This window comes from Streptomyces sp. NPDC050619 (genome assembly GCF_040654815.1).
In the GTDB taxonomy this organism is placed as follows: Bacteria; Actinomycetota; Actinomycetes; order Streptomycetales; family Streptomycetaceae; genus Streptomyces.
The window spans coordinates 1-20543 of record NZ_JBFAIR010000057.1; the positions used below are offsets into that span (position 1 = coordinate 1).

16 protein-coding genes and 3 pseudogenes are annotated in these 20543 nt (G+C 68.7%); 9 read left to right on the forward strand and 10 right to left on the reverse strand.

Annotated elements, in window-relative coordinates:
- The 4 genes and pseudogenes from AB0I77_RS49130 to AB0I77_RS49145 all read right to left on the reverse strand — a co-directional run.
- Positions 1-613, reverse strand: a pseudogene (locus tag AB0I77_RS49130) (polyprenyl synthetase family protein); the annotation flags it as partial.
- Positions 610-1501: pseudogene (locus AB0I77_RS49135) on the reverse strand (tetratricopeptide repeat protein); the annotation flags it as partial. The pseudogenes AB0I77_RS49135 and AB0I77_RS49130, both read right to left, overlap by 4 nt.
- A 19-nt stretch (positions 1502-1520) precedes the next feature.
- Positions 1521-2198, reverse strand: a complete 678-nt coding sequence (locus AB0I77_RS49140; RefSeq protein WP_363289501.1) for an AIM24 family protein — start codon at positions 2196-2198, stop codon at positions 1521-1523.
- Between the two features lie 83 nt (positions 2199-2281).
- Complete coding sequence (locus tag AB0I77_RS49145; protein WP_363289502.1) at positions 2282-3700, reverse strand: CAP domain-containing protein; 1419 nt, start codon at positions 3698-3700, stop codon at positions 2282-2284.
- 187 nt (positions 3701-3887) lie between these two features.
- Between AB0I77_RS49145 and AB0I77_RS49150 the strand changes: the two genes are divergently transcribed.
- Entirely contained in the window at positions 3888-5108 is a 1221-nt protein-coding gene (locus AB0I77_RS49150; RefSeq protein ID WP_363289503.1) for an SGNH/GDSL hydrolase family protein, read from the forward strand.
- A 1-nt stretch (position 5109) separates the two neighbouring features.
- Here AB0I77_RS49150 and AB0I77_RS49155 read toward each other — a convergent pair whose 3' ends face one another.
- From AB0I77_RS49155 to AB0I77_RS49175, 5 genes and pseudogenes are all read right to left on the reverse strand, one after another.
- On the reverse strand, positions 5110-8082 hold the full coding sequence (locus tag AB0I77_RS49155; protein WP_363289504.1) for an AAA family ATPase: 2973 nt from the start codon (positions 8080-8082) through the stop codon (positions 5110-5112).
- 56 nt (positions 8083-8138) lie between these two features.
- Positions 8139-8507: a UBP-type zinc finger domain-containing protein gene (locus tag AB0I77_RS49160; RefSeq protein ID WP_363289505.1), complete on the reverse strand. Its 369-nt coding sequence runs from the start codon at positions 8505-8507 to the stop codon at positions 8139-8141.
- Positions 8504-9964 carry an ATP-binding protein gene (locus tag AB0I77_RS49165; protein ID WP_363289506.1) on the reverse strand — a complete coding sequence of 487 codons (1461 nt, stop codon included), beginning with the start codon at positions 9962-9964 and terminating at the stop codon, positions 8504-8506. The genes AB0I77_RS49160 and AB0I77_RS49165 overlap by 4 nt, the downstream gene beginning before the upstream one ends.
- On the reverse strand, positions 9961-11637 hold the full coding sequence (locus AB0I77_RS49170; RefSeq protein WP_363289507.1) for an FAD-dependent oxidoreductase: 1677 nt from the start codon (positions 11635-11637) through the stop codon (positions 9961-9963). The genes AB0I77_RS49165 and AB0I77_RS49170 overlap by 4 nt, the downstream gene beginning before the upstream one ends.
- A gap of 129 nt (positions 11638-11766) precedes the next feature.
- A pseudogene (locus AB0I77_RS49175) lies at positions 11767-11958 on the reverse strand (VOC family protein); the annotation flags it as partial.
- Positions 11959-11994: 36 nt separating this feature from the next.
- Here AB0I77_RS49175 and AB0I77_RS49180 point away from each other — a divergent pair.
- The 5 genes from AB0I77_RS49180 (at position 11995) to AB0I77_RS49200 (ending at position 18225) form a co-directional block, all read left to right on the forward strand.
- Positions 11995-13512, forward strand: coding sequence for a recombinase family protein (locus AB0I77_RS49180; RefSeq protein ID WP_363289508.1), 1518 nt, complete (start codon positions 11995-11997; stop codon positions 13510-13512).
- A gap of 188 nt (positions 13513-13700) precedes the next feature.
- The gene (locus tag AB0I77_RS49185; RefSeq protein WP_363289509.1) at positions 13701-13964 is read left to right on the forward strand and encodes a hypothetical protein; all 264 of its coding nucleotides are present in this window, start codon (positions 13701-13703) and stop codon (positions 13962-13964) included.
- 179 nt (positions 13965-14143) lie between these two features.
- Complete coding sequence (locus AB0I77_RS49190; protein WP_363289510.1) at positions 14144-14431, forward strand: hypothetical protein; 288 nt, start codon at positions 14144-14146, stop codon at positions 14429-14431.
- A gap of 339 nt (positions 14432-14770) precedes the next feature.
- Entirely contained in the window at positions 14771-16075 is a 1305-nt protein-coding gene (locus tag AB0I77_RS49195) for a hypothetical protein (protein ID WP_363289511.1), read from the forward strand.
- Positions 16076-16803: 728 nt separating this feature from the next.
- Positions 16804-18225: a hypothetical protein gene (locus AB0I77_RS49200; RefSeq protein ID WP_363289512.1), complete on the forward strand. Its 1422-nt coding sequence runs from the start codon at positions 16804-16806 to the stop codon at positions 18223-18225.
- Positions 18226-18286: 61 nt separating this feature from the next.
- Here AB0I77_RS49200 and AB0I77_RS49205 read toward each other — a convergent pair whose 3' ends face one another.
- On the reverse strand, positions 18287-19501 hold the full coding sequence (locus tag AB0I77_RS49205; RefSeq protein ID WP_363289513.1) for a helix-turn-helix domain-containing protein: 1215 nt from the start codon (positions 19499-19501) through the stop codon (positions 18287-18289).
- A 217-nt stretch (positions 19502-19718) separates the two neighbouring features.
- Between AB0I77_RS49205 and AB0I77_RS49210 the strand changes: the two genes are divergently transcribed.
- Genes AB0I77_RS49210 through AB0I77_RS49220 form a run of 3 tightly spaced genes read left to right on the forward strand, consistent with a single transcriptional unit; the run spans position 19719 to position 20502 of the window.
- Complete coding sequence (locus AB0I77_RS49210) at positions 19719-20027, forward strand: hypothetical protein (protein ID WP_363289514.1); 309 nt, start codon at positions 19719-19721, stop codon at positions 20025-20027.
- On the forward strand, positions 20027-20233 hold the full coding sequence (locus AB0I77_RS49215; RefSeq protein ID WP_363289515.1) for a hypothetical protein: 207 nt from the start codon (positions 20027-20029) through the stop codon (positions 20231-20233). The genes AB0I77_RS49210 and AB0I77_RS49215 overlap by 1 nt, the downstream gene beginning before the upstream one ends.
- A complete protein-coding gene (locus AB0I77_RS49220) occupies positions 20230-20502 on the forward strand; it encodes a hypothetical protein (RefSeq protein WP_363289516.1) in 273 nt (90 codons plus the stop codon). Before AB0I77_RS49215 ends, AB0I77_RS49220 begins: the two co-directional genes overlap by 4 nt.
- Positions 20503-20543 lie beyond the last annotated feature (41 nt).

Sequence of the window (20543 nt, forward strand, 5' to 3'; positions counted from 1 at the left end):
CCCAGCGCGGCCGCGCAGCCCAGCAGCGCACGGGTCTTGCGCTCGGCCATCGCGCGGTACTCGCCCGGCCGCACCCGGCGCGGTCCCGACCAGGGACGCGCGGGGAACAGCAGGTCGTCGGCCCGGCCGCGCACCAGGTCGCCCATCGCCTCGGACAGCAGCCGCAGAGCCCCGGGCCCCGCCTCGGACGCGGCGCGCGTCTCGACGGCCGGCGCGAACAGCGCGTCCCCCGCGAGGACCGCCGGGCCCGTGCCGTACGCCTTCCACACGGTGGGGCGGCGCCGGGCCGGATCCCCGGCCGTGATGTCGTCGATGTCGTCGTGCAGCAGCGAGAAGGTGTGCACCAGCTCCACCGCGACCGCCGCCGGCACTCCGGCCCGCCCGGGCGCACCGGCCGCCTCGGCCCCGAGCACGGCCGGCGCCTGCCGCACCCCTTGCCGCCGGACGCCGCCGCGGGCGTACCTCCGACCTCGCACCAGCCGAACGCGTACCCGGCCATCTCACCCACCCACGGATGCGGCCGTCCGACCCTCTCCTCCAGCGCGGGCCGCACCGACGCGCGGCAGCGGTCCAGGACTTCGGGTGCGGCGACCGCCGACGTCAGCGCCGTCACCGTACGGCCTCCGCCCCCGCGCCGAGCTCCTCCCGGGCCCGCGCGACCATCTCGCGCGCATGCCGCAGGCCCAGCCGGGCCAGGGACTTGGCCAGACCGAGCCGGGCGAGCGCCTCACCTTGCGGCTCGCTCATGGCGCGGAACTCCGCGAGCGCCCGCTCGTACAGTGCGCGGGCCTCCTCGTAACGACCCGCGCGATACAGGACGTTGCCGCGCATCTTGTGGTTGTAGGCCGGCGCGCCGGAGAGATTCATCGCGCGGCACGTCGTCTCCGCCTCGGACAGCAGGCCGAGCGCCCGGTCCGTGTCCTCGTCGCGCACGGAGACCACGTCGGCGAGCCCTCGCAGCGCCCAGGCGTGACCGCGCCGGTCATCCGCGCGCGTGGCGATCTGGGCCGCCTCCTCGAACAGGGCGTACGCCGAGTCGTAGGCGCCGGTGTTGCGGGTACATCTGGGCGATGCCCTCCAGCGCCCACACCATGTGCCGTGCCTCGCCGCGCCGACGGGCCTCGGCGAGCAGTCGCTCGTGCAGACTGCCGACTGCTTCGTAGTCGCCCTGGATACGGCCGGTCTCGGCCGGCCCCGCCGGCGAGTAACCACGGACGACGACGTCCCCGCCGTGCTCGCCGAGTTCGGCCGCGAGCTCCGGCAGGCGCCGGGCCAGGGCGAACGCGCCGCGCCGCCTCGCCAGCGTGCCGCCGCTCCACAGCGCCCAGGCCATCGCCGCGGTGTCCCCGGCCTCCCGGGCCGCGCGACAACTCGCCTTCCACGCCCGGTCCGCCTCCCCGATCCGGCCCAGCCGGCGCTGCGCCTCCGCGACCGCGAGCCCGGAGCGGGCCGCTCCCCTGCCCGCTCGCTCGGCGGCCCTCAACTGCTCGGTGCCGGTTGCCCGTGAGGGGCGGATCGCCTCAGTGCTGCTGGGCTCTCTGTGGGGTCACCTCACTCGGCCGTACGACGGCGTATCCCTGCCCCTGGAGCATCAACTGCACGGCCTCCCCGGAGCCGCCGCGCAGCATCGACCCGATCGACTGCGAGCGGTGCAGCGAGGTCGTCAGGCCCGCCGTCCAGCCGACGATCGCGTCCGTGTCGACGAACACCGGGTACTGCGGCGAGACCGGGATGACCAGCGGATCGCCCTCGCACACCAGCCCCAGCCTGCCGTGTCCGGTGAAGACGCTGTTGAACAGACCGCCGCCGGTGATGCCCGCCCCCTTCACGGTCGAGATCCGGTACGCCAACGAGGCGTCGAAACACAGGACGTTGCGGCCGTTGACAGTGAACTCGTCGCCCGGGTCGACCTCGACGACGAAGCAGTTCTGCGCCTCGTGCGCGAACCAGGCCTCGCCCTGCCCGCGCACCGCCATGAGCGGCAGCCCCTCACCGGTGACCGCGCGTTTGAGCATGCCGCCCACGCCCTGGCCCTTGCGTTCGAACTGGAGATTGCCGCGGTAGGCGACCATCGCCCCCTGGCGGGCGAGCATCTCGCCGTGCACCGCGTACTTGATGCACTTGGAGTTCTCGACCGTCATGCCCGGCTCCGTGGCCGGCTGCACCATGTGCTCGCTGGAAAACAGGTCACCCTTCATGAGGGCATCGTGTCCCGGAGGGATGCCTTCCGCCAAGATCGCGGCAGGAGCGGTTGGGGGGCGCGCCGCTTTCGCGGGCGCTCTCAGGCGCCGAAGAGCTGAGTCCAGTACGTGCCCGCGGGTCCGCCGCCCGCGAAACCGACCCCGATGTGGGTGAAGTCCGGCTTGAGAATGTTGGCGCGGTGGCCGGGACTGTTCATCCAGCCGTCCACGACCTCGGCGGGGGAGCGCTGGCCGCAGGCGATGTTCTCGCCGATCGAACGCCGGGTGGAGCCCGCGGCGGCGGCCCGGTCCCACGGCTGAGTGCCCTCGGGCGAGGTGTGGGAGTAGAACGCACGGGCCGCCATGTCCGCGCTGTACGCCTGCGCGGCGGCGCTGAGCGGCGGATCCGTCGCCAGGGGCCGCAACCCGGCCCGGGCGCGCTCTCTGTTGGTGAGGTCGACGACGTCGGTCTGCGCCCGCGCCAGTTCGGCGGGTGTGAACGGCCTTGCCCACAGCGCGGTCCAGTACATGTCGCCGGAGCGGCTGTCGGTGACGTACGCCAGACCGGCGTGGGTGAAGACCGGGTCGTGCAGGGTGCGCCGGGGCTGTTCGCCGCGCAGGCAGTACGCGACGAACTCGGCGGGGGTGCGCGGGCCGGAGACCAGATGCTCGCCGACGGTGAGGTACGCGTATCCGGTGGCCGTGACGCGCTGGTAGACGGATATGCCGTCCGGGCCCTCGACACCGAGCCGCCCCGCTGCGGCCATGGCGGACGCGTGGGCCCGCGCGGCGGCGGCCAGGCGTGCGTCGAGGGCGACCGGGGGTGAACCGGCCGTGGCACGGGCGGAGTTGACGAGGCCGAGGAAGCCGTCCGGGGCGGGGGAGGGGGCTCGTGGTGCCGGATGAGTGGGGTAGGGGGTGTGCGGTGCCGGACGTGTGGGGCGTGTCGGCGAGGGCGTGCGTGGTGCTCGATGTGCCGGCTGATTCGCCTGTGCCGGCGAGGGAACGCGCGCTCCCGGACCGGCCGGAGATGCCTGCGGCTCGTCGAGGACGTCCACGCCGAAGTCGCGGGCGAGGCCCGCCAGCCCGTCGGCGTACCCCTGCCCGAGCGCCCGTAGCTTCCAGGTGCCGCCGCGTCGGTAGATCTCCGCGAGGAGCAGGACCGTCTCCTGCCGGGGGCGCTGCGGGGAGAACCGGGCGAGCAGGCGGCCGTCCGCACCGGTGACGTGGAGGGTGGGGGCGGGCAGGCGGCTCAGGGGAGTGGTGGGGTCGGCGGGGCTGACGACCACCGTGACCCGCGTCGCCCCGATGCGCAGCCTCGGCGGGTCCACGGTCAGCGTGTCGCCGTGCAGCCGGGCGCCGGGTGCGGATGGCTGGTTGTAGAAGACGAAGTCCTCGTCGCCGCGGACCTTGCCGCCGTCGCCCGTGATGAGCGCGGACACGTCGAACGGGCCGGGGACCCGGACGGTCACGGCACCAGCCGGGAGGGGCAGATTGCCCCCGGGGACCAATTCGCTCATCGTGCCGCCCTGATGTCGTCGTTCCGGACCCCTGGGGGGTCGTCCGGACAACGTGCACCAGGCCGCACGGGTTCCCCGGTGCACCGAGCGAGGCACCCGGCATCGTGGTGAGGACCCAGCCGTTCGGTAAGGTCCCGACCGTGAGTGCCCAGCCAGGTGAGTCCGTCACGCCGAAGGACCTTGCCGGGTGACGGCCCGGTTCAGGCGCAGGGCGGGCCTGGTCGCCGTACTGCTGCTGGCCTCCGCCTCCCAGAACACCTCCACGCCCGCCAGGACGTACGACGTCCCCGACGGCGTCATCACCTGGGGAGCGAGCGCCGACCGCCTCGGCGAGGGCGCCGCCGACCGCGGCTACCGGCTCGTCGTGCACACCAGCGTCGCGGGCCGCGATCCGCGGATCCGGCTCTCCAACGCCTTCGGGGACCGGCCGGTGACCTTCGACAGCGTCTACGCCGGTATCCAGAAGAAGGGCGCCGAACTGGTCCGCGGCAGCAACCGGCGGCTGTCCTTCGGCGGCCAGCGGTCCGTCACCGTCCCCGCCGGGACGATCGCGCTGAGCGATCCGCTTCCCGGCACACTGCCCGCCGCGACCAACCTGGTGATCAGTATCCACACTCCCGACGCGGCCGGTCCCGCGACCGGCCACTGGATGGCCCTCCAGACGTCCTACGCCACCTGGGGCGACCACACCGCCGAGGAGAGCGCCGCCCACTGGGCGGAGACGACCGGCTCCTGGTTCTACCTCGACGCGGTCTCCGTGCGGGCGAGCGCGCGGACCGGGGCCGTCGTCGCGCTCGGCGACTCCCTCACGGACGGCTGGCGGTCGACCAGCGGCCTCAACCGCCGCTGGCCCGACCAGCTCGCCCGCCGTCTCGGACAGGCGGACACCACCGTCAAGGGCGTCGCCAACGAGGGCCTCGCCGGCAACAAGGTGCTGGCGGACGACCCCGGGCAGAGCGCCCTGAACCGGCTGGAGCGCGATGTGCTCTCCCAGCCGGGGCTGCGGACCGTGTTCCTCTTCCAGGGCGTCAACGACATCAAGGCCCGCTCCGGAGCCACCGCCGAGGAACTGATCGACGGCTACCGCGAGCTCGTCGGGCGGGTGCACGCGGCCGGCAAGTGCGTCGTCGCGGCCACCGTCGGACCCTTCAAGGGCTGGTCCGAGTGGAACCCGCGGGCCGAGGCCGTACGCCAGGAAGTCAACGCGTTCATCAGGAACGGCGGAGAGTTCGACGCCGTCACCGACTTCGACCGCGTCCTGCGCAGCCCCCACGACCCCGAGCGGATCCTGCCCGCCCTCGACGGCGGCGACCATCTGCACCCCAACGACAAGGCGATGCGGGCCATGGCCGACGCCGTCGACCTGGCGAGCCTCGACTGCGCCAACCGCTCCGGACAGCACACCTGACTCAGGACGGCCCGCGGCCCGATGCGCTCGCCTCCGGAGTTATCAGACCCTCCCGGTAGGCGACGGCCACCGCCTCCGTACGGCTCGCCGCGGCCAGCTTGGCGAGGATGTTGGAGACATGGACGCTCGCCGTCTTGCCGCTGATGAACAGCTCCTCGCCGATCCGCCGGTTGCTGCGGCCGAGGGCGAGGAGCCGCAGCACGTCCTGCTCACGGGCGGTGAGGATCGCGGAGCGTCCCCCGGCGGCCGGCGGGTCCGCCAGACGCCCGCGGCGGATCAGCGCGTCCACCTGCGCCAGCAGCGGCGTGGCACCCAGCCGGGCGGCCGTCTCCCGTGCCGCACGCGCCTCCACGGCTGCCTCCGCGCGCCGATCGGCCGCGAGCAGGGCTTCGACCCACCGCACTTGGCAGCGGGCCCGCTCGTACACGTCGCCGAAGTCGAACGCGGCGACCGCCTTCGCCCAGGCCGCCGCATCCGGACCGGACACGGCCCGCGCCCACTCCGCCTCGGCACGGGCCAGCCACGCCTGTCCCTCCGGCCCCTGCGGCGTGCCGTTCTCGCCGCCCGCCGCCGTGGTCCTGGCCAGATCCCGCAGCTGCGTCGCGGTGCCCACCCAGCCGTCGGCCCCCGTCGCGTCACCTGCCAGGCGCAGTTCGGCGGCCCGGTCGGCGACCGCGGCGAGGGCGAGGGCGGCCAGCCGGACCGTGGCGTCCGGAGGCGTCCCCGCGTCGTCGGTGAGGGCCGCGACGGTGGACCGCATCCGCTCCACGGCCGCCCCCGCGTCCCCCTGCCGCGCCGCCGCGTCGGTGAGCACGATCCCCGCGACGAGCGTGCCCATCCAGTCGAACGGGCCCTCCAGCAGGCCCCGGGCACGCTCGACGGCCGTGAAGTCGCCCCGCGCCAGCGCCGCGTACAGCGCGGGCCCGACCGTGAACCCACCGGCCGCGGGCAGCACCTCGGCATCGGCGGCCGCCGCGCGTACGCACTCCTCCCAGTGGCCCAGCGTGTACAGCACCAGCAGCCGGAGATAGCGCATTTCCAGCGGATACGGCGAAGAGAGCAGCCCGGCGCGGCGGGCCCGGTCCAGCCCCTCGGTCAGCAAGGGCAGGCACCCGTCGAGATCACCCGACTCGAAGCAGCCGATGGCGAGGTTGAACAGCGCGCGCAGCTCCACCGGCGCGTTGCCCGAACGCCGCGCGAGCTCCCGGGCCTCCCGCAGCCGCTCCTGGCCCTGAGGTGTGCGGCGCGCGCCCTTCTCCAGGACGGCCAGCGAGATCAGCAGGTCCGCCCGGGCGTCCGTGACCTCCAACTGCTCCGCGACGGGCAGGGCCTGCCGAGCGACCCGGCGCGCGGTCTCGTCCTCCCCGACCTGACGCGCCGCCAGCACATGGGTGGCCGCCGCCCACACCCAGGTGCGCGACGGGGGCTCGGCGGGGATCATGGCGAGCGCCTCGCTGCTGAACGCGAACGCGGCCGTCAGACTGTCGACGCTCAGCAGGTTCCCGGCGAGCGTGTACCGCACCCGGGCGGCCAGTTCGGAGTCCGCGTCCTGGCCGACGCCCGCGAGCGCGGCGCGGGTGAGGGAGACCGCCCGGTGTGCCTGGCCGGCGTGCGCGGCCGCCGCCGAGGCACGCAGCGTGAGCGGCACCCGGTCGACGCCCTTACCCGCGGGCCGCGCCGACCGCTCCACCGCCGACCACAGGTCCAGGGCCGCTTCGAGATGCCGTAGCTCCTCGGCGGGCGCTCCGAGGTGCTGGGCGTGATCCGCGGCCTCCAGGGAGGCGGCCAGCGCCTCGGCCAGATCGTGGCTCTCCCGGTAGTGGTGGGCGCGCTCCGCCGCGCTCTCGGCCGGGTGCCCCCGCTCGGCGAGCAGGCGGGCGAACGCGCCGTGCAGCCGGGCCCGTTCACCGGGGAGCAGGTCGGCGTACACCGCCTCGCGGGCCAGGGCGTGCCGGAAGGCGTAGGTGTCGCCGGCGCCGGAGACCAGCAACTGCCGCCCCACGGCCTCGCGCAGCGCCGACTCCAGCTCGCTCTCGGGGAGTCCGACGGCGTCCCGCAGCAGATCGTGTTCGACGCGGCGTCCGGCGACCGCGGCGGTGCGCAGCACCTGCTGGGCGGTGTCGGACAGTTGCTCGAAGCGGATCAGGAGGACGTCCGCGAGGCCGCTGGGCACACCGCCGACGTCCGTCTCCGTGGCCGCGACCAGTTCCTCCGCGTAGAAGGCGTTGCCCTCGGCGCGCTCGACGATCCGCCGGACCGTGGTGTCCGGCAGCGGACGGTCCTCCACGGCGCGCACCAGGCGGGCCACCTCGGCGTCGGCCATGGGCCGCAGCTCCAGCCGCTCCACCGCGGGCAGCCGCACCAGCTCGGCCAGGAGCGGACGCAGGGGATGGCGGCGGTGCAGGTCGTCCGCGCGGTAGGAGGCGAACACCGCCAGCCGGTGCGTGGGCGCACCGCCCGCCGCCCGCTGGAGGATGCCGCGGCTGAGCAGGAACCGCAGCAGGTCCCGGGAGGACTGGTCGGCCCAGTGCAGGTCTTCCAGGACCAGCAGCAGCGGAGCGATGTCCGCCAGGTCGGCCAGCAGCCCCGCGATGCCCTCGAACAGCCGCAGCCGCCCGCCCATGTCCCGCAGGGCCTCCGAGCCGCCGCCCAGCAGCCGGTCCACCACCGGATGTCCTGCCAGGGCGCCCGCGAACCGCTCGTCGGCCGCGAGGACGCCCAGGACCTCGGTGAACGGCAGATACGGCAGACCCACGTCACCGAGGTCGACGCAGTGACCGGTCAGCACCGTCATCCTGGCTCGTGCGGCCAGGCCGGAGACCTCGTCCAGCATCCGGGTCTTGCCGACGCCGGCGTCTCCGGCGATCAGCACGGCATGGGCCTCGCCGCCCCGGGCACGCTCCAGCACACCGGCGAGGCGGGCGAGTTCGTCGGCCCGGCCGATGAGCGGCGTGGTGAAGGAGGTCTGCGGCACGGATCCATCCTGGCACGCGGCACTGACAACGCCCCTGCCCGGCCAGGGGCGCGGCCTCAGCGCAGCGACTCGGCCCAGTCGGCCGGCACCCGCCCCGCGGGCCCCGGCGTCGGCTGCTCCTCGGGATGGCTCGCCGGCGGCGCGAGTTCCGGCCCGGCCTCGTACAGCTCGTTCGTCGCGTAGTCCCAGTACCAGCCCTCACCCGGCTCGAAGCTTCGCACCAGCGGATGACCGGTCTCGCGGTAGTGACTGGTGGCGTGCTTGGCCGGGGACGAGTCGCAGCAGCCGATGTGGCCGCACTGCGCACAGCGCCGCAGATGGAACCACCATCCGCCGGCCGCCTCGCACTCCACGCACCCGGCGCCGCTGGGCGGGACGCCGGGGTCGACTCCGTCGATTCCCTTGTCTCCCTGGTCGCTGGTCATGCCGGCTCCTCGGATGCCGTGTCGGGCTCCGCGGCCGTGAGCGGCAGCAGGACCTGGAAGCGGGTGTCGCCCGGCTCGGACTCGACATGAAGGGAGCCGTGGTGCTTGTTGACGACGATCCGCCATGAGATGTCCAGGCCGAGCCCGGTGCCCTCGCCCACCGGCTTGGTGGTGAAGAACGGATCGAAGATGCGGCCGTGGATCTCCTTCGGTATCCCGGGCCCCGTGTCGCGGAACTCGACCAGCAGCCGGTCGTGGTCGAGCCCCGTCCGCACGGTCACCGTGCCTTCCCCGTCCGTGCCGTTGATGGCGTGGACCGCGTTGTCGAGCAGGTTGGTCCACACCTGGTTGAGCTCCGCCGGGTACGCCGGGATCTTCGGGACCGTACGGTCGTACTCCTTGACGACCTTGATCCGCGGACCCATCTTGCCCGACAGCATCAGCAGCGTGGAGTCGAGGAGTTCGTGCACGTCCACGACCTGGTAGGGGGCCCGGTCGAGCTGCGAGTACTGCTTGGCGGCGTCGACCAGGTGCGAGATGCGGGTGGTGGAGTCGGCGATCTCGTCCATCAACAGCTCGGTCTCGACCGTGTAGTTGAGCCACCCGATGGCGCTCGGCAGGATCTCCTCGTCCACGGCCGCGGCGACCTGGTCCAGCCAGTCGGAGTCGAGCCCGGCCTGCACGAAGACGGGCGCTATCCGCCAGCCCTCGGGAATGCCGTGGTCGTCGAGCCAGTCGGTGAGCGTGTCCTCCCGGTCCGAGGCCTCCAGCGGGCTCAACGCGGGTGCCTTGGCGACGCGTTCGGCGGTGCGTTCCTGGATGTCGATGAGGTTCGCGAGGGTTTCGCGCGAGTACGACCCCGCGGAGATCACGCGGAGCTTGTGCCGCATCTTGGCCACGCGTTCCCGCAGCGTCGCGGTGGCCCGGACGGCCGCCGCCGCGGGGTTGTTGAGCTCGTGCGTGAGTCCGGCGGACAACGAGCCCAGCGCCAGCAGCCGTTCGCGCTGCCCGATGGCCCGCTGTGTGCTCTTCGCGCCGAAGAACAGGCCCTCCAGCAGATGGACCGCCATCGGGAACCATTCCCGCATGATGCTCGCGAACGTGTCCGCGGGCAGCACGAAGAACCGTGTCGGCTCCGTGACGCGCATGGAGTTGATGTACGTCTGCGGCACCCGGTCGCCCAGATACGCCTGCATGGACCCCGCGTACACCCCGCGCTGCGAGGTGCGGGTGACCTCCACGTCGTCGTGGCCGACCCGGCGGGAGAGCACGACCGTGCCGTCCAGCAGCACGTAGAAGCAGGTGGCGTGATCGCCCTCGGTGTACACGGGCCCGGGCTCGAACTTCTCCACCCGCCCCTCTGCGCACAGTCGTCCCAACTGCTCGGGGGACAGCTTCTCGAACAGGAACAGCGCCCCGATCTCCTGCGGGCTGCACGGCATGGCCTGCCCGCTCACGACTGCTCCAGATACCGGTGGACGAGCATCACTGCCATGGCTCCCTCTCCTACGGCGGACGCGACCCGCTTCGCCGACTCGGCGCGCGCGTCACCGGCGACGAACACGCCGGGAATGTTGGTCTCCAGGTGGTACGGCGGCCGGTCCAGCTCCCAGTCGGCCGGCGGCCGCCCGTCGGGGGTCAGGTCGGGCCCGGCCAGGATGAACCCGTGCTCGTCCCGCAGCACCGTGCCGTCCAGCCAGTCGGTCCGCGGGGCAGCGCCGATGAACACGAACATCCACTGCGCGTCGACGAGTTCACTCCGGCCGGTCTCGACATCGCGCAGAGTGAGCTGCTCCAGGTGCTCGGAGCCGTGCGCCGCCTCCACGACCGTCCCGGAGCGCACCGAGATGTTCGGAGCCTCGCCGATCTGCTGGATCAGGTAGTGCGACATCGACGCCGTCAGCGACGAACCGCGCACCAGCAGGGTCACCGACTTGGCGCCCCTGGCCAGGTACATCGCCGCCTGCCCGGCGGAGTTGGCGCCGCCCACGATGTACACGTCGTGCCCTTGGCAGGAGGCCGCCTCGGTCAGCGCCGAACCGTAGAAGACACCGCAGCCGGTCAGCTCGGTGGCGCCGGGCGCGTTCAGCTGCCGGTACGACACGCCGGTCGCCAGGATCACACTGTGCGCGGCGACCGCCGAACCGTCCGAGAACCGCACCGTCCGCGCGGCCCCGTTGACCTCCAGCCCGGTCACCTCCCGGGCGGTGAGGATCTCGGCGCCGAACTTCGCCGCCTGCCGCCGGGCCCGCTCGGTGAGCTGCCCTCCCGACACGCCGTCCGGGAAGCCGAGGTAGTTCTCGATCCGGGAGCTCTGCCCGGCCTGCCCGCCGGTCGCCGACCGCTCCACCAGCACGGTCCGCAGCCCCTCGGACGCCCCGTACACGGCCGCGCCGAGTCCGGCCGGGCCGCCGCCGATGACGACGAGGTCGTAGAAGTCGGCCGCGGGCGTCGTGGCCAGCCCCACCCGTGCGGCCAGCTCCGGAGCCTCCGGCTCCACCAGGGGCGTGCCGTCCGGGGTGACCACCAGCGGCAGCCGCTGTCCGTCCTGCCCGGCCGCCGCCAGCAGCCGCCGCCCCTCGGGCTCGTCCGCCGAGTACCAGCGGTACGGCACCTGGTTGCGGGCCAGGAACTCGCGCACGTCCGAGGAACGCGCCGACCAGCGGTGCCCGACCACCTTGGTGCTGGGCACCGGCCGGAAGTCGCTGCACCGCCACGCCTCCAGGAGGTCGTCCAGCACCGGATACAGCTTCTCCTCGGGCGGGTCCCACGGCTTGAGGAGGTAATGGTCCAGATCCACGACGTTGATCGCGTCGATCGCCGCGTTGGTGTCCGCGTACGCGGTCAGCAGCACCCGCCGCGCCCCCGGATACACGTCCAGGGCCTGTTCCAGGAACTCGATGCCGTTCATCTGCGGCATCCGGTAGTCCGCCAGGATCACGGCCACGAGATCGCCGCGCAGCTTCAGCTCCTTCAGCGCGTCCAGCGCGGACTCGCCGGACTCCGCGCGCACGATCCGGTACGACTCGCCGTAGCGCCGCCGCAGGTCACGGGCGACGGCACGGGAGACCCCCGGGTCGTCGTCCACGGTCAAAATGACGGTCCGCGCTGCATCCGCGGCCTGTGCCATACGTCTCCCACCCAGAGGTCCGACTCACTGCGGCACGGCGAGCGCTGCTTTTCAGCCGCTGTGCCGACTCCCGCCCATCGTATGTTCGATCGTCCCGCTTCGCTCACGTGTGGGAGAGGCCGTCGGACGTCAGCCGCGGCGCGGGCCGAGCACGCAGAACTCGTTGCCCTCGGGATCCATGAGAGTCACCCACGGCTGCTCCCCCTGGCCCACGTCCGCGTGCCGCGCGCCCAGGGCGAGGAAACGGGCCACCTCCGCCGCCTGGTCGTCCGGCCGGAAGTCGAGGTGGAGGCGGTTCTTGCCGGTCTTCCCCTCGGGGACCTAGCGGGAAGACGTAACCAGGCGCAAGCTGGGGGTATGACTCGATACGTTGCTCTGTACTGCCGACTGTCCCCCCGCCCCGACGGCAGCTATGAAGGTGTCGACCTTCAAGAAGGGTGGGGCCGCACCTACGCCGCGAGCATGTGGCCGGGGCTGCCCGTGAAGGTGTTCGCCGATGCCGGTATCTCGGCAGCCAACGGCGACCACCGCCCCCGTTACGAGGAGTTCCGCACGGCTCTCGGCCGGGTGGAAGTTGCCCACGTTTGGGCCGTCGAACAGTCCCGGTTGGAACGGCGCGAGGTCGAGTGGTTCACTCTCGCCGCAGAGCTGGACGCAGCCGGGATCAAGGAACTGCACACGAACAGGGACGGCGTTGTACGCGTACATGACGAAGTTGCCGGGATACGCGCGGTACTCAATGCCGGGGAGGTGCGCAAGATGAAAAAGCGGGTCAACGATCGTCTTGCCGAGAATGCCGCCCAGGGGCGCGCGGCGGGGTCCAAGCCGTTCGGGTACGGCCACGGTGTCGATGAGTCCGGCAGCAAGACGTACGTGATTATCCCGGAGCAGGCTGAGGCGATCCGGTGGGCCGCTGAAAAGGTGCTCGACGGGTGGTCGCTCGCAAACATCGCCGCGGAGTTGCGGGCGCGCGGATTGGTAGGGGCGCACAAGGTGAAGGTAAAGGACGCGAACGGCGAGATCGTCACCGACGCGGCGGGGAATCCCGTAACGCGGCCGTCCGCCCTCACGGCGAGTTCCGTGCGGTCCATGGTCACCAAGCCGACCATTGCCGGTTTCCGGGTCCATCAGGGCGTGATCGTGGGCCGTGGCAACTGGGCGCCCATCCTCGATGAGGCCACCTGGCAGGCGTGCCGGGCGAAGCTGTCCGCGCCGCGCACGGTCCGCACCGCCGACGGATTCACCTACCCGATCACCGACGCGCACAAGGGGAACACCACCGGGCGGAAATACACGCTCACCGGTGGTCTGGCCGTGTGCGGCGTGTGCGACGCGCCCATGGTCGGCTCGATCAAGAAACTCAAGAACGGCAAGAGGACGCCGTACCTGTTGTGCCACCCGAACCGGGGCGGTAAGGGCTGCACGGGAATCATGCTGGAAGCCACGGAAAAGTATGTTGCGGATGAGGTTTTCGGGGTACTGGACATGCCGGAATTCCTCGATGCACTCACCTCTGACGATCACGCGACCCGCAGGGATGAACTGACCGCCCAACTCACGGCAGTTGAGGAAGAGCGCAACGAAATCGCGGCCGAGCGGGGACGGGGTGAACTGACACTCGCCGAGTGGAAGAACATGCGGGCCGGACTGAACGAGCGAGAGCAGCGCCTACGGGCCGAACTCGCAGCCGTACCGGCCCCGGTCGCGACTCTCGACTACAGGGCCGCACGGGGGTCATGGGAGGCCATGACGCTGGACGAGAGGCGCGCCTTCCTGCGCACGCTCATCGAACGCGTGACGATCAAGCGCGCCAAGCCGGGAACCAAGGGATTCGATCCCGACCGAGTCATGATCGAATTCCGGCAGATGGCCTGAACTCCCCACCGGCGCAAGGAAAGCGGCTCTCCCCAGGAGGGCCGCTTTCCTTTGCCTAAATCCTCGCCAATGTGAGGCCGGTCACAACCCCCCTTCCCGTGGCAAGCAAACTATGCCTAGTCTCATTGGTAACCGGGCCGCGATGTGAGCGGCCCCGTGCCCGTGACAGGGCATATCTGGGATGCCTCATGCCCATCTCTCCAGAGGCCGCACGACTCCGTGCAAGCATTGCCGCGAAGAAACGTCACCACCCTGACGCGGACACGTCCGCCCTCGAACGCGAGCTGAAAGCCGCCACTCAGGCCGCGCACGTCCAACTCGCCATTGAGGACCCGGTGCAGCTTGCCAAAGCCGCCCGCATCGTGCGCGCCGCCCTCGAACGCAAGCGCCTCGCCCTGGTGGTCGTGAGCCCTGTTCCGCCCCTGGGCGGGGATTCCCTCGATGCCGCATAGGCAGATATCGCGCCTGAGCACCGCTGTGCTCTAGGCGGTAACTCGCCTGCCTACAACTCCAAACGCCTGAGCGCCCGTTGAAGCGAATAGACACGGGTTGAAGCATGAGCGCCGGTTGCCACGCTGGGAAGCGTCGAGCCGAGTACGTCAGTGCAAGAGCGGTAGGGCATAGATGCCGGATGAACGAGAAAGAGAGATCAACGATGCAGGATGAAAATGCCCAAGCCCTATTGATTCTCGAACTTATCGACGCCCACGGCAACATCCTTCTAATGCTGGGATGCCGCCATAAGCGCTGCAATGAGGCTGCCCGCATGATGCGGGATGCAGCAATAACCAACACGCTGGCCCTGCCGCGCGATTCGGCTGAATTCCTCGCCGAGGATTGGGACCTTGACCCGGAGAAAGTTCAGACCATCGGCGACGCAGCAAAGGTCATGAGCGGAGTCACCGGACGATACATGTAACAACCGAGCGGCCCACGCTAGCCGTATTGGCGTGGGCCGCTCCGTTCCCCACAGGAGCTAATATATGTCCAAAAAGAAGCGTCCCAGAAAGCCTAAGCCGGCGCAGAATGGGCCACCCAAAGTGATCAAGGATTTTGCCCAGTCGTACAAGTGCAGCCATTGCCGGAGCACAGTTGACGGAATCGTTAAGGACCCTTCCGGGTTTTACCGGCTCATGGTCCGGCATGACGATTCTTGCCCGGTGCTCCGCGGCACCCTTTCGGACGTCCCCGATGCGTTCAGGGCCGCGGCAGCCACGGGAATCACAGGGGTCATGGGCCCGTATGGCGAAGGTGGCGAGTGACCGAGACAGCGCCGGAACTCCCGCAATCAGAGATAAACGTACGCCTCGCCCTCGCGTGGCTACTCAATCCCCAGGCAGCACCTCTAGAGTCCTTTAACGATGACGTACAAGACCTAGTCGCATCCCTGTCCGCAAAGTTGCCTACGCGCGACCTAGACGCTAAAACACAGGCCCTCATTGAGGCACACAAACGCGAGGCTGCCGTAATCGAGAAAGCAAAGGAGATCGCAAGCTATGAGGAGGCCAAGAAACTAGCCCGAACGATCCTTGCCAAGAGAAACGGCAAGGGGCCATCCTGGGCACTGGTAGATATTGACTCAGTATGGGAAGCGGCAGAGGGCGAGACACAAACCGACGTTGGCCACCTGTCCGGCGATATGTGCCTAGGTATCTTCTACCGTGGAAAGATAAACGGTGTCCATGCCGAGTCGGAAGCGGGCAAGTCATGGCTTGCATGCTTGGTAACCGTCCAGGAAATCCGGGCACATAGACACGTCGCCTATATCGACTTCGAAGACGATGCAGCCGCAATCGTCCGGCGATTGAAGTTGCTCGGAGCAAGCCGCGAGGGCATAGCCCAGTACTTCCATTACTGCAACCCAACCGGACCGCTTACTGAAGCCGACGAACAGAGCTATCAACGGCTCGTCTCTCTTGGCGGCAGTCTCGCCATATTCGACGGCATGACAGAGTCAATGGCCCTTGAGGGATGGGACGGCATCAAGGCGGAGGACGTAGCGGCATGGCACGCGAAACTGACAAAGGCTTTCGCTGCCGCTCAATGGGCCGTCGTAGTACTCGATCACGTGCCGCATGATGGAAACCGCGCCATCGGGTCACAGCATAAAAAGTCTGCCATTACGGGAGTGTCGTACTTCCTTGACCCTGTCCATCCGATCGGTAAAGGCATGGTCGGGAAAAGCAGGCTCAAAGTTGAGAAAGACCGGCCAGCATGGGTAAGGGCTCACGCTGTGCCCGGACGGACTCCGCAGCACTTCGCAGACCTAGTGATCGATTTCAAGGAAAAGCCTACGCCCATAGCCAACCTATGGCCAGCAAGGGCGACGGAAGACAAGGAGTATGAGTCGGAGCCACCCGAGAGGATATGTAAGGCCGTCCTCGGGCACGTAGCCGAAAACCCTGGGGCCAGCAAGACCGCCATACGCGCCGGAGTCAAGAAAGCGACGCGAGACGTTGACTGGGCCATGGAATGGCTGATAGCCCATGGCCAATTGATCACTAATGAGGGAGGTAGGGGCAAGGCAACGAAACACTACGTTGCCGACCCTGACTCACCCTGACTAAACCCTGACTAAGTCGGGGCCAGGAGTGCCCTGTATGACCCTGACTCCCTGACCCTGCCTATAAGCAGGGTCAGGGTCAGGGTAGGGAACAGGCCAGGAAAGGCAGAGAGCAAGCAATCAAGATCGAGTCAGGGTGTGTGCGCTGCAAACGCGGCATGCCCTCACTGGGCGCGGCGACACCACCCGTTTTTTAGAATCCGGGGCCTTTCCCAGCCCCGGTCCAAACTCGGATTTTTCTCCCCGAAGGCCGAGTGCATCCGGTGGATCTTGAAGGAGTCGCTATGGACAGTAAGCCCCTTGAGCCCGCAACCGTCCCGGCTTTGCTCCGCGCCTGCCTTGCCGGAGACGAGACCGGAGCTGCGGTGATCGTGGACAACTCTGAGCCGCTAGCGCTGGTATTCGCTTTGGCGGCATGGGCGAATGAGTACGGGATCTCTACCAAAAATGGGTCGCCTGCGAGTTGGGATTCCGCCCTCGCGGAGACCCAGCGACAAATGACTGGGCAGTGATTTACTATTGAGATGGTTCCAGGCATGAATGGGCTTCCCCGGCAGATATCCCGGGGAAGCCCTTCCAGCCGGATTTCCCAAGTGCCTAGGGCACCCCTCGCCGGTCAGATGGTCCGGGTGGGCGGTGAGTCCGCGCCGGTCGGGCAGATGCCCCGGCGGCCGACCCCTCGCAGCGGGCATCCGTTCATTCTCCGCGCACTTACTGGAGGGGTGATTATGCCCACTCTCGCTGATCAAATCCGTAATCTGGAAAGCGTCCGTGATGACGCACGGCATCGTAAGGAAACAGCCCAGTCCCAGCTTCAGCGCGTACTCGACGCTGCCCAGCAGGCTGGGCGCACTCATCTGACAGCCGAGGAAGACCGCGCCGTACAGGAGATCACTGAGGCGCGTGATGCCGCCACCGTCGAGGTACGCCGGGCCATGCGCGAATTGGAGCAGTTCCGCGACGCGCAAATCGAAGAGATCGAGTACGGCAAGAGGGCGAACCAATTCACGCCCACGAATGTACGCAGGCCCGCCTATGACCGGGTGGCCCGTATAGGAATGGAGGAGCGTACTTATCGTGCCGACCGCGACCCGAATGGCCGGAACTTCCTGACCGATGTTTCTCGTCAGTTCCTGTTCGGCGATCCGGGGGCACAGGAGCGTCTTTCCCGGCACATGCGGGAAGAGCAGACGGAGCGCGGTGAGTATCTGTCGCGTGCGGTCGGCACAGGCGCTTTCACGGGTCTTACCGTTCCGCAGTACCTCACCGAACAGTTCGCCCCCGCCACGACCTCTCTACGGCCGTTCGCGGACGCTGCCTGCAATCTTCACCCGCTGCCCGCACAGGGTATGACTATCGAACTGTCTCGCATCACCACGTCTTCAAGCGCGGGTATTCAGGCGAGCCAGAACACGGCTGTCTCCGAACAGAACATGGACGACACGCCGCTGTCAGTTCCCGTGCAGACCGCGGCTGGTCAGCAGACAGTTTCCCGGCAGGCAATCGAGCGGGGCTCGGGAATCGATGACGTCACCATGCAAGACCTGTTCAACCGGGTTGCCACCACGCTTGATTCAACACTCTTGAACCAGGCCACCACAGGTCTGACGAATGTTGCTTCGGCCACGGCCTATACCGACGCATCGCCGACTGCGGCTGAATTGTGGCCGAAAATTCAGAGTGCCGCTTCCACTGTGGAAAGCACGTTGCTGAACATGGGGTATGCCACGCATGCGGTTATGCATTCCCGCCGCTGGAACTGGCTTGCGTCGCAGGTTGGATCTACGTGGCCGTTCGTCACAACCAGTGGAATGCCCGTGAATGCCGGCGGTCTGACGCTCACCAATGAGTACGGCCCGGCGGTGCGCGCAAAGCTGTCGTCGGGGCTTCTCGTGGTGGTCGACAACAACATAGCGACCAACCTGGGCGGGGGCACCAACGAGGATGAGATTTACGTTGTGCCGCGCAATGAGTGCCATTTGTGGGAAGACCCTGCCGCGCCAATGTTCATCCGTGCAGAGCAGCCCTCAGCGGCTTCCCTGGGCGTGCTACTCGTGGCCTACGCGTACTTCGGGTACACGTTCCAGCGCTATGCGTCCGGCGCCATGGGCAAGGTTGGCGGGACGGGCCTAGTAACACCGACGTTCTAGAACCTGCACGAAAACGCCCCCTCTCGTTCCCGTAACGAGAGGGGGCTATTGCGGTTCCTAGCTAGGCTTCAATGGCCTTCAAACCCTCGTACGCCTCGCGCAAGTCGGGCGCCTCCGGTAGCTGCCTCGCCTCGACGGCTTTCACAACTTCGAGTGCCCGCCAATGATTGGAGGGGACTACGCGCCCACTGAGAATGGCTTTCTGGGCTGATTCGCACGCCTCATCAAGGCGCTTGCCCGTGAGCAGGACTAGAGCCAAGTCGATGTTTGCGGAAGCCACTCGGCGCGGCCATTTGCTGATGTCGTTGGATGGACTCAGCCGCTTGATGACCTCACGCGCGTACGGCTCTGCGGCAACGTCGCCTAGCCAAGCAAGCGTTGTTGCCGTATATGCCAGAGCCTTTGCCGGATCGTATTGGTAGTGGTGCTCTGTCGGCCGGTCCGGAATTCCCAGCTTGGCAGCCATAGTCTGGACCCGGTCGATTGCCGCGTATGTTTCCGTTGCTTGGCCGAGCCTCGCGCGTGCCCGCCCTTCTTGGGCGGTTGCTTGAATCAGGGCCGACGTTCCGGCAGGCGCAATACTCTGGGCGGTAAGCGAAAGCTCAAGTGCCCGGACGTAATCGCCGTCTGTCAGTACGCGCCACGCGTCGGTTTCATAGCACCATGCTTCGATCTCCGGATGTTCCGCTTGCTGGGCGAGTGTGGCAGCCGTTTGCAGTCTGGCCGTTGCGGCGTAATCCTGTTTCAGGTCAATATGCAGCGTTGCGCCGAGCAGAGACAGCCAGCCACCGACGACTAGCAACCGCCGATGTTCCGAAAGCGTCTTGCGCGCGTCGAGCAGGCGCACGACATAAGCGGAGTGCTGCCGTACGCGCTCCAGCAGTTCATGAGGCGGGGTGATTGGGTAGGCCGTCGCCAATTCATCAAAGGCGCGCTCAAGACGGGTTAGCGTCTCATTCCCGACGTCGCTTGCTTGCACGCGTCGAGCCAGCTCCCAGGCGGCCAGTTCGTCATCATTGGCCGGTTCGGCGGGAACAATCCAACTGGGCGCCAGAGTAACGGGCAGGACGTCCGCGGCTAGCAATTCGTCCAGCTCTCTAGAGGTGAGCTGCAACAGCTTTGCCATTTTTGGCCGTTGGTGCGGTTGCGGGTCTACCTCGCCCCGTTCCCAGCGTTGCACTGTGGTGCGGTCGACTTTCAAGGCATCCGCGAATTGCTCTTGCGTGTACCCATTCGCCTTACGGCGCTGCGCTAGACGCTGCCGCTTTCCTGCCATGCCCGTACTCCGTCCGGGTGCCGTCTTCCCTGGTCAGGGTATCGCGTGCAGCCAAGATGCCGCCTAAATGCGGCAGTTCTGCCGTGGTGCAGCCCTGTCCGGCGAGGGAGTGTGGCGAGACAGCACGGACCCCCGCACCGCTTGCGACGGCCGGGGGCATGGACCACCTGAGGAAAGCAGGCAGTCAGTGAACTTGGTATCACAGCTACTCGAATGGGTGACAAGAGCCCTGGGCAGGCGCCGCGCCCCCGGCAAGCACAGCCGCACCGCGCCCCCGGTAGCGCCCCCGGCGCCCCAGGGATGGCGCCCGGACGTCGCAGGCGCCCGTGTGCTGCGTCGGGCGAGGCAGGCGCGCCCGGAGCCCCAGGGCTGGCAGCCACAGCCGCAGGCGCGCGCCCAGTGGTTTCCGCCCCACCCCTGGGAGGCAACCGGCGCCATGGTGCGGCCCTACGTGGCGCACCTGGGCAAGGCGCCCAGGAACGCGCGCACAGGCGCCCAGGGCGACCCCTGGGGGCGCGTCCAGTGATGACCATCGAGGTCTACCGGATCAATCCGCAGACAGGCGCCCGTACCGAGGTGCGCAGTAAGCACACCGTGAAACCTGCGACCGTGCCGGATCTCTCCAGCGGATATCCGCCGTGCGCCTGCCCGAACTGCAAAGGCAAGGGCAGCAGAGGCAGGCTGCAATTCCTCGTGGCCGATGCGAACAGGCGCAGCAGGGGGGAAGCGTGACCCGCTCAATCATCAAGGCGGCAGACTGGACCCTTGGGCCGGAAACGGCCCCGGAGGCGCCCAGGGGCATCTACTCCGCCGTGTGCATGGCCTGTGGTGCAGAGTCCCCCGCATCGGACAACGAGGCTGCCCCGGTTGAGATTTGGGCGATCAAACACACGGGCCTGAATCCGGATCACCGGCAGTACAAAGCCCAGGTTGAGACCTATTGGAGGGTGGCCCCTGCGGTCGGCAACCCGTATCGGGAGATCGACGCCCAGGGCACCTGAGCACAACCAGCACCAAACCCGATGGCTGCCGCTCCCGGGGC

Bases quoted from the DNA above. Each gene is read 5' to 3' on its own strand.
- AB0I77_RS49140 (WP_363289501.1), bottom strand. From the start codon at position 2,198: ATGAAGGGTGACCTGTTTTCCAGCGAGCACATGGTGCAGCCGGCCACG.
- AB0I77_RS49145 (WP_363289502.1), bottom strand. From the start codon at position 3,700: ATGAGCGAATTGGTCCCCGGGGGCAATCTGCCCCTCCCGGCTGGTGCC.
- AB0I77_RS49160 (WP_363289505.1), bottom strand. From the start codon at position 8,507: ATGACCAGCGACCAGGGAGACAAGGGAATCGACGGAGTCGACCCCGGC.
- AB0I77_RS49170 (WP_363289507.1), bottom strand. From the start codon at position 11,637: ATGGCACAGGCCGCGGATGCAGCGCGGACCGTCATTTTGACCGTGGAC.
- AB0I77_RS49180 (WP_363289508.1), top strand. From the start codon at position 11,995: ATGACTCGATACGTTGCTCTGTACTGCCGACTGTCCCCCCGCCCCGAC.
- AB0I77_RS49185 (WP_363289509.1), top strand. From the start codon at position 13,701: ATGCCCATCTCTCCAGAGGCCGCACGACTCCGTGCAAGCATTGCCGCG.
- AB0I77_RS49190 (WP_363289510.1), top strand. From the start codon at position 14,144: ATGAACGAGAAAGAGAGATCAACGATGCAGGATGAAAATGCCCAAGCC.
- AB0I77_RS49200 (WP_363289512.1), top strand. From the start codon at position 16,804: ATGCCCACTCTCGCTGATCAAATCCGTAATCTGGAAAGCGTCCGTGAT.
- AB0I77_RS49205 (WP_363289513.1), bottom strand. From the start codon at position 19,501: ATGGCAGGAAAGCGGCAGCGTCTAGCGCAGCGCCGTAAGGCGAATGGG.
- AB0I77_RS49215 (WP_363289515.1), top strand. From the start codon at position 20,027: ATGACCATCGAGGTCTACCGGATCAATCCGCAGACAGGCGCCCGTACC.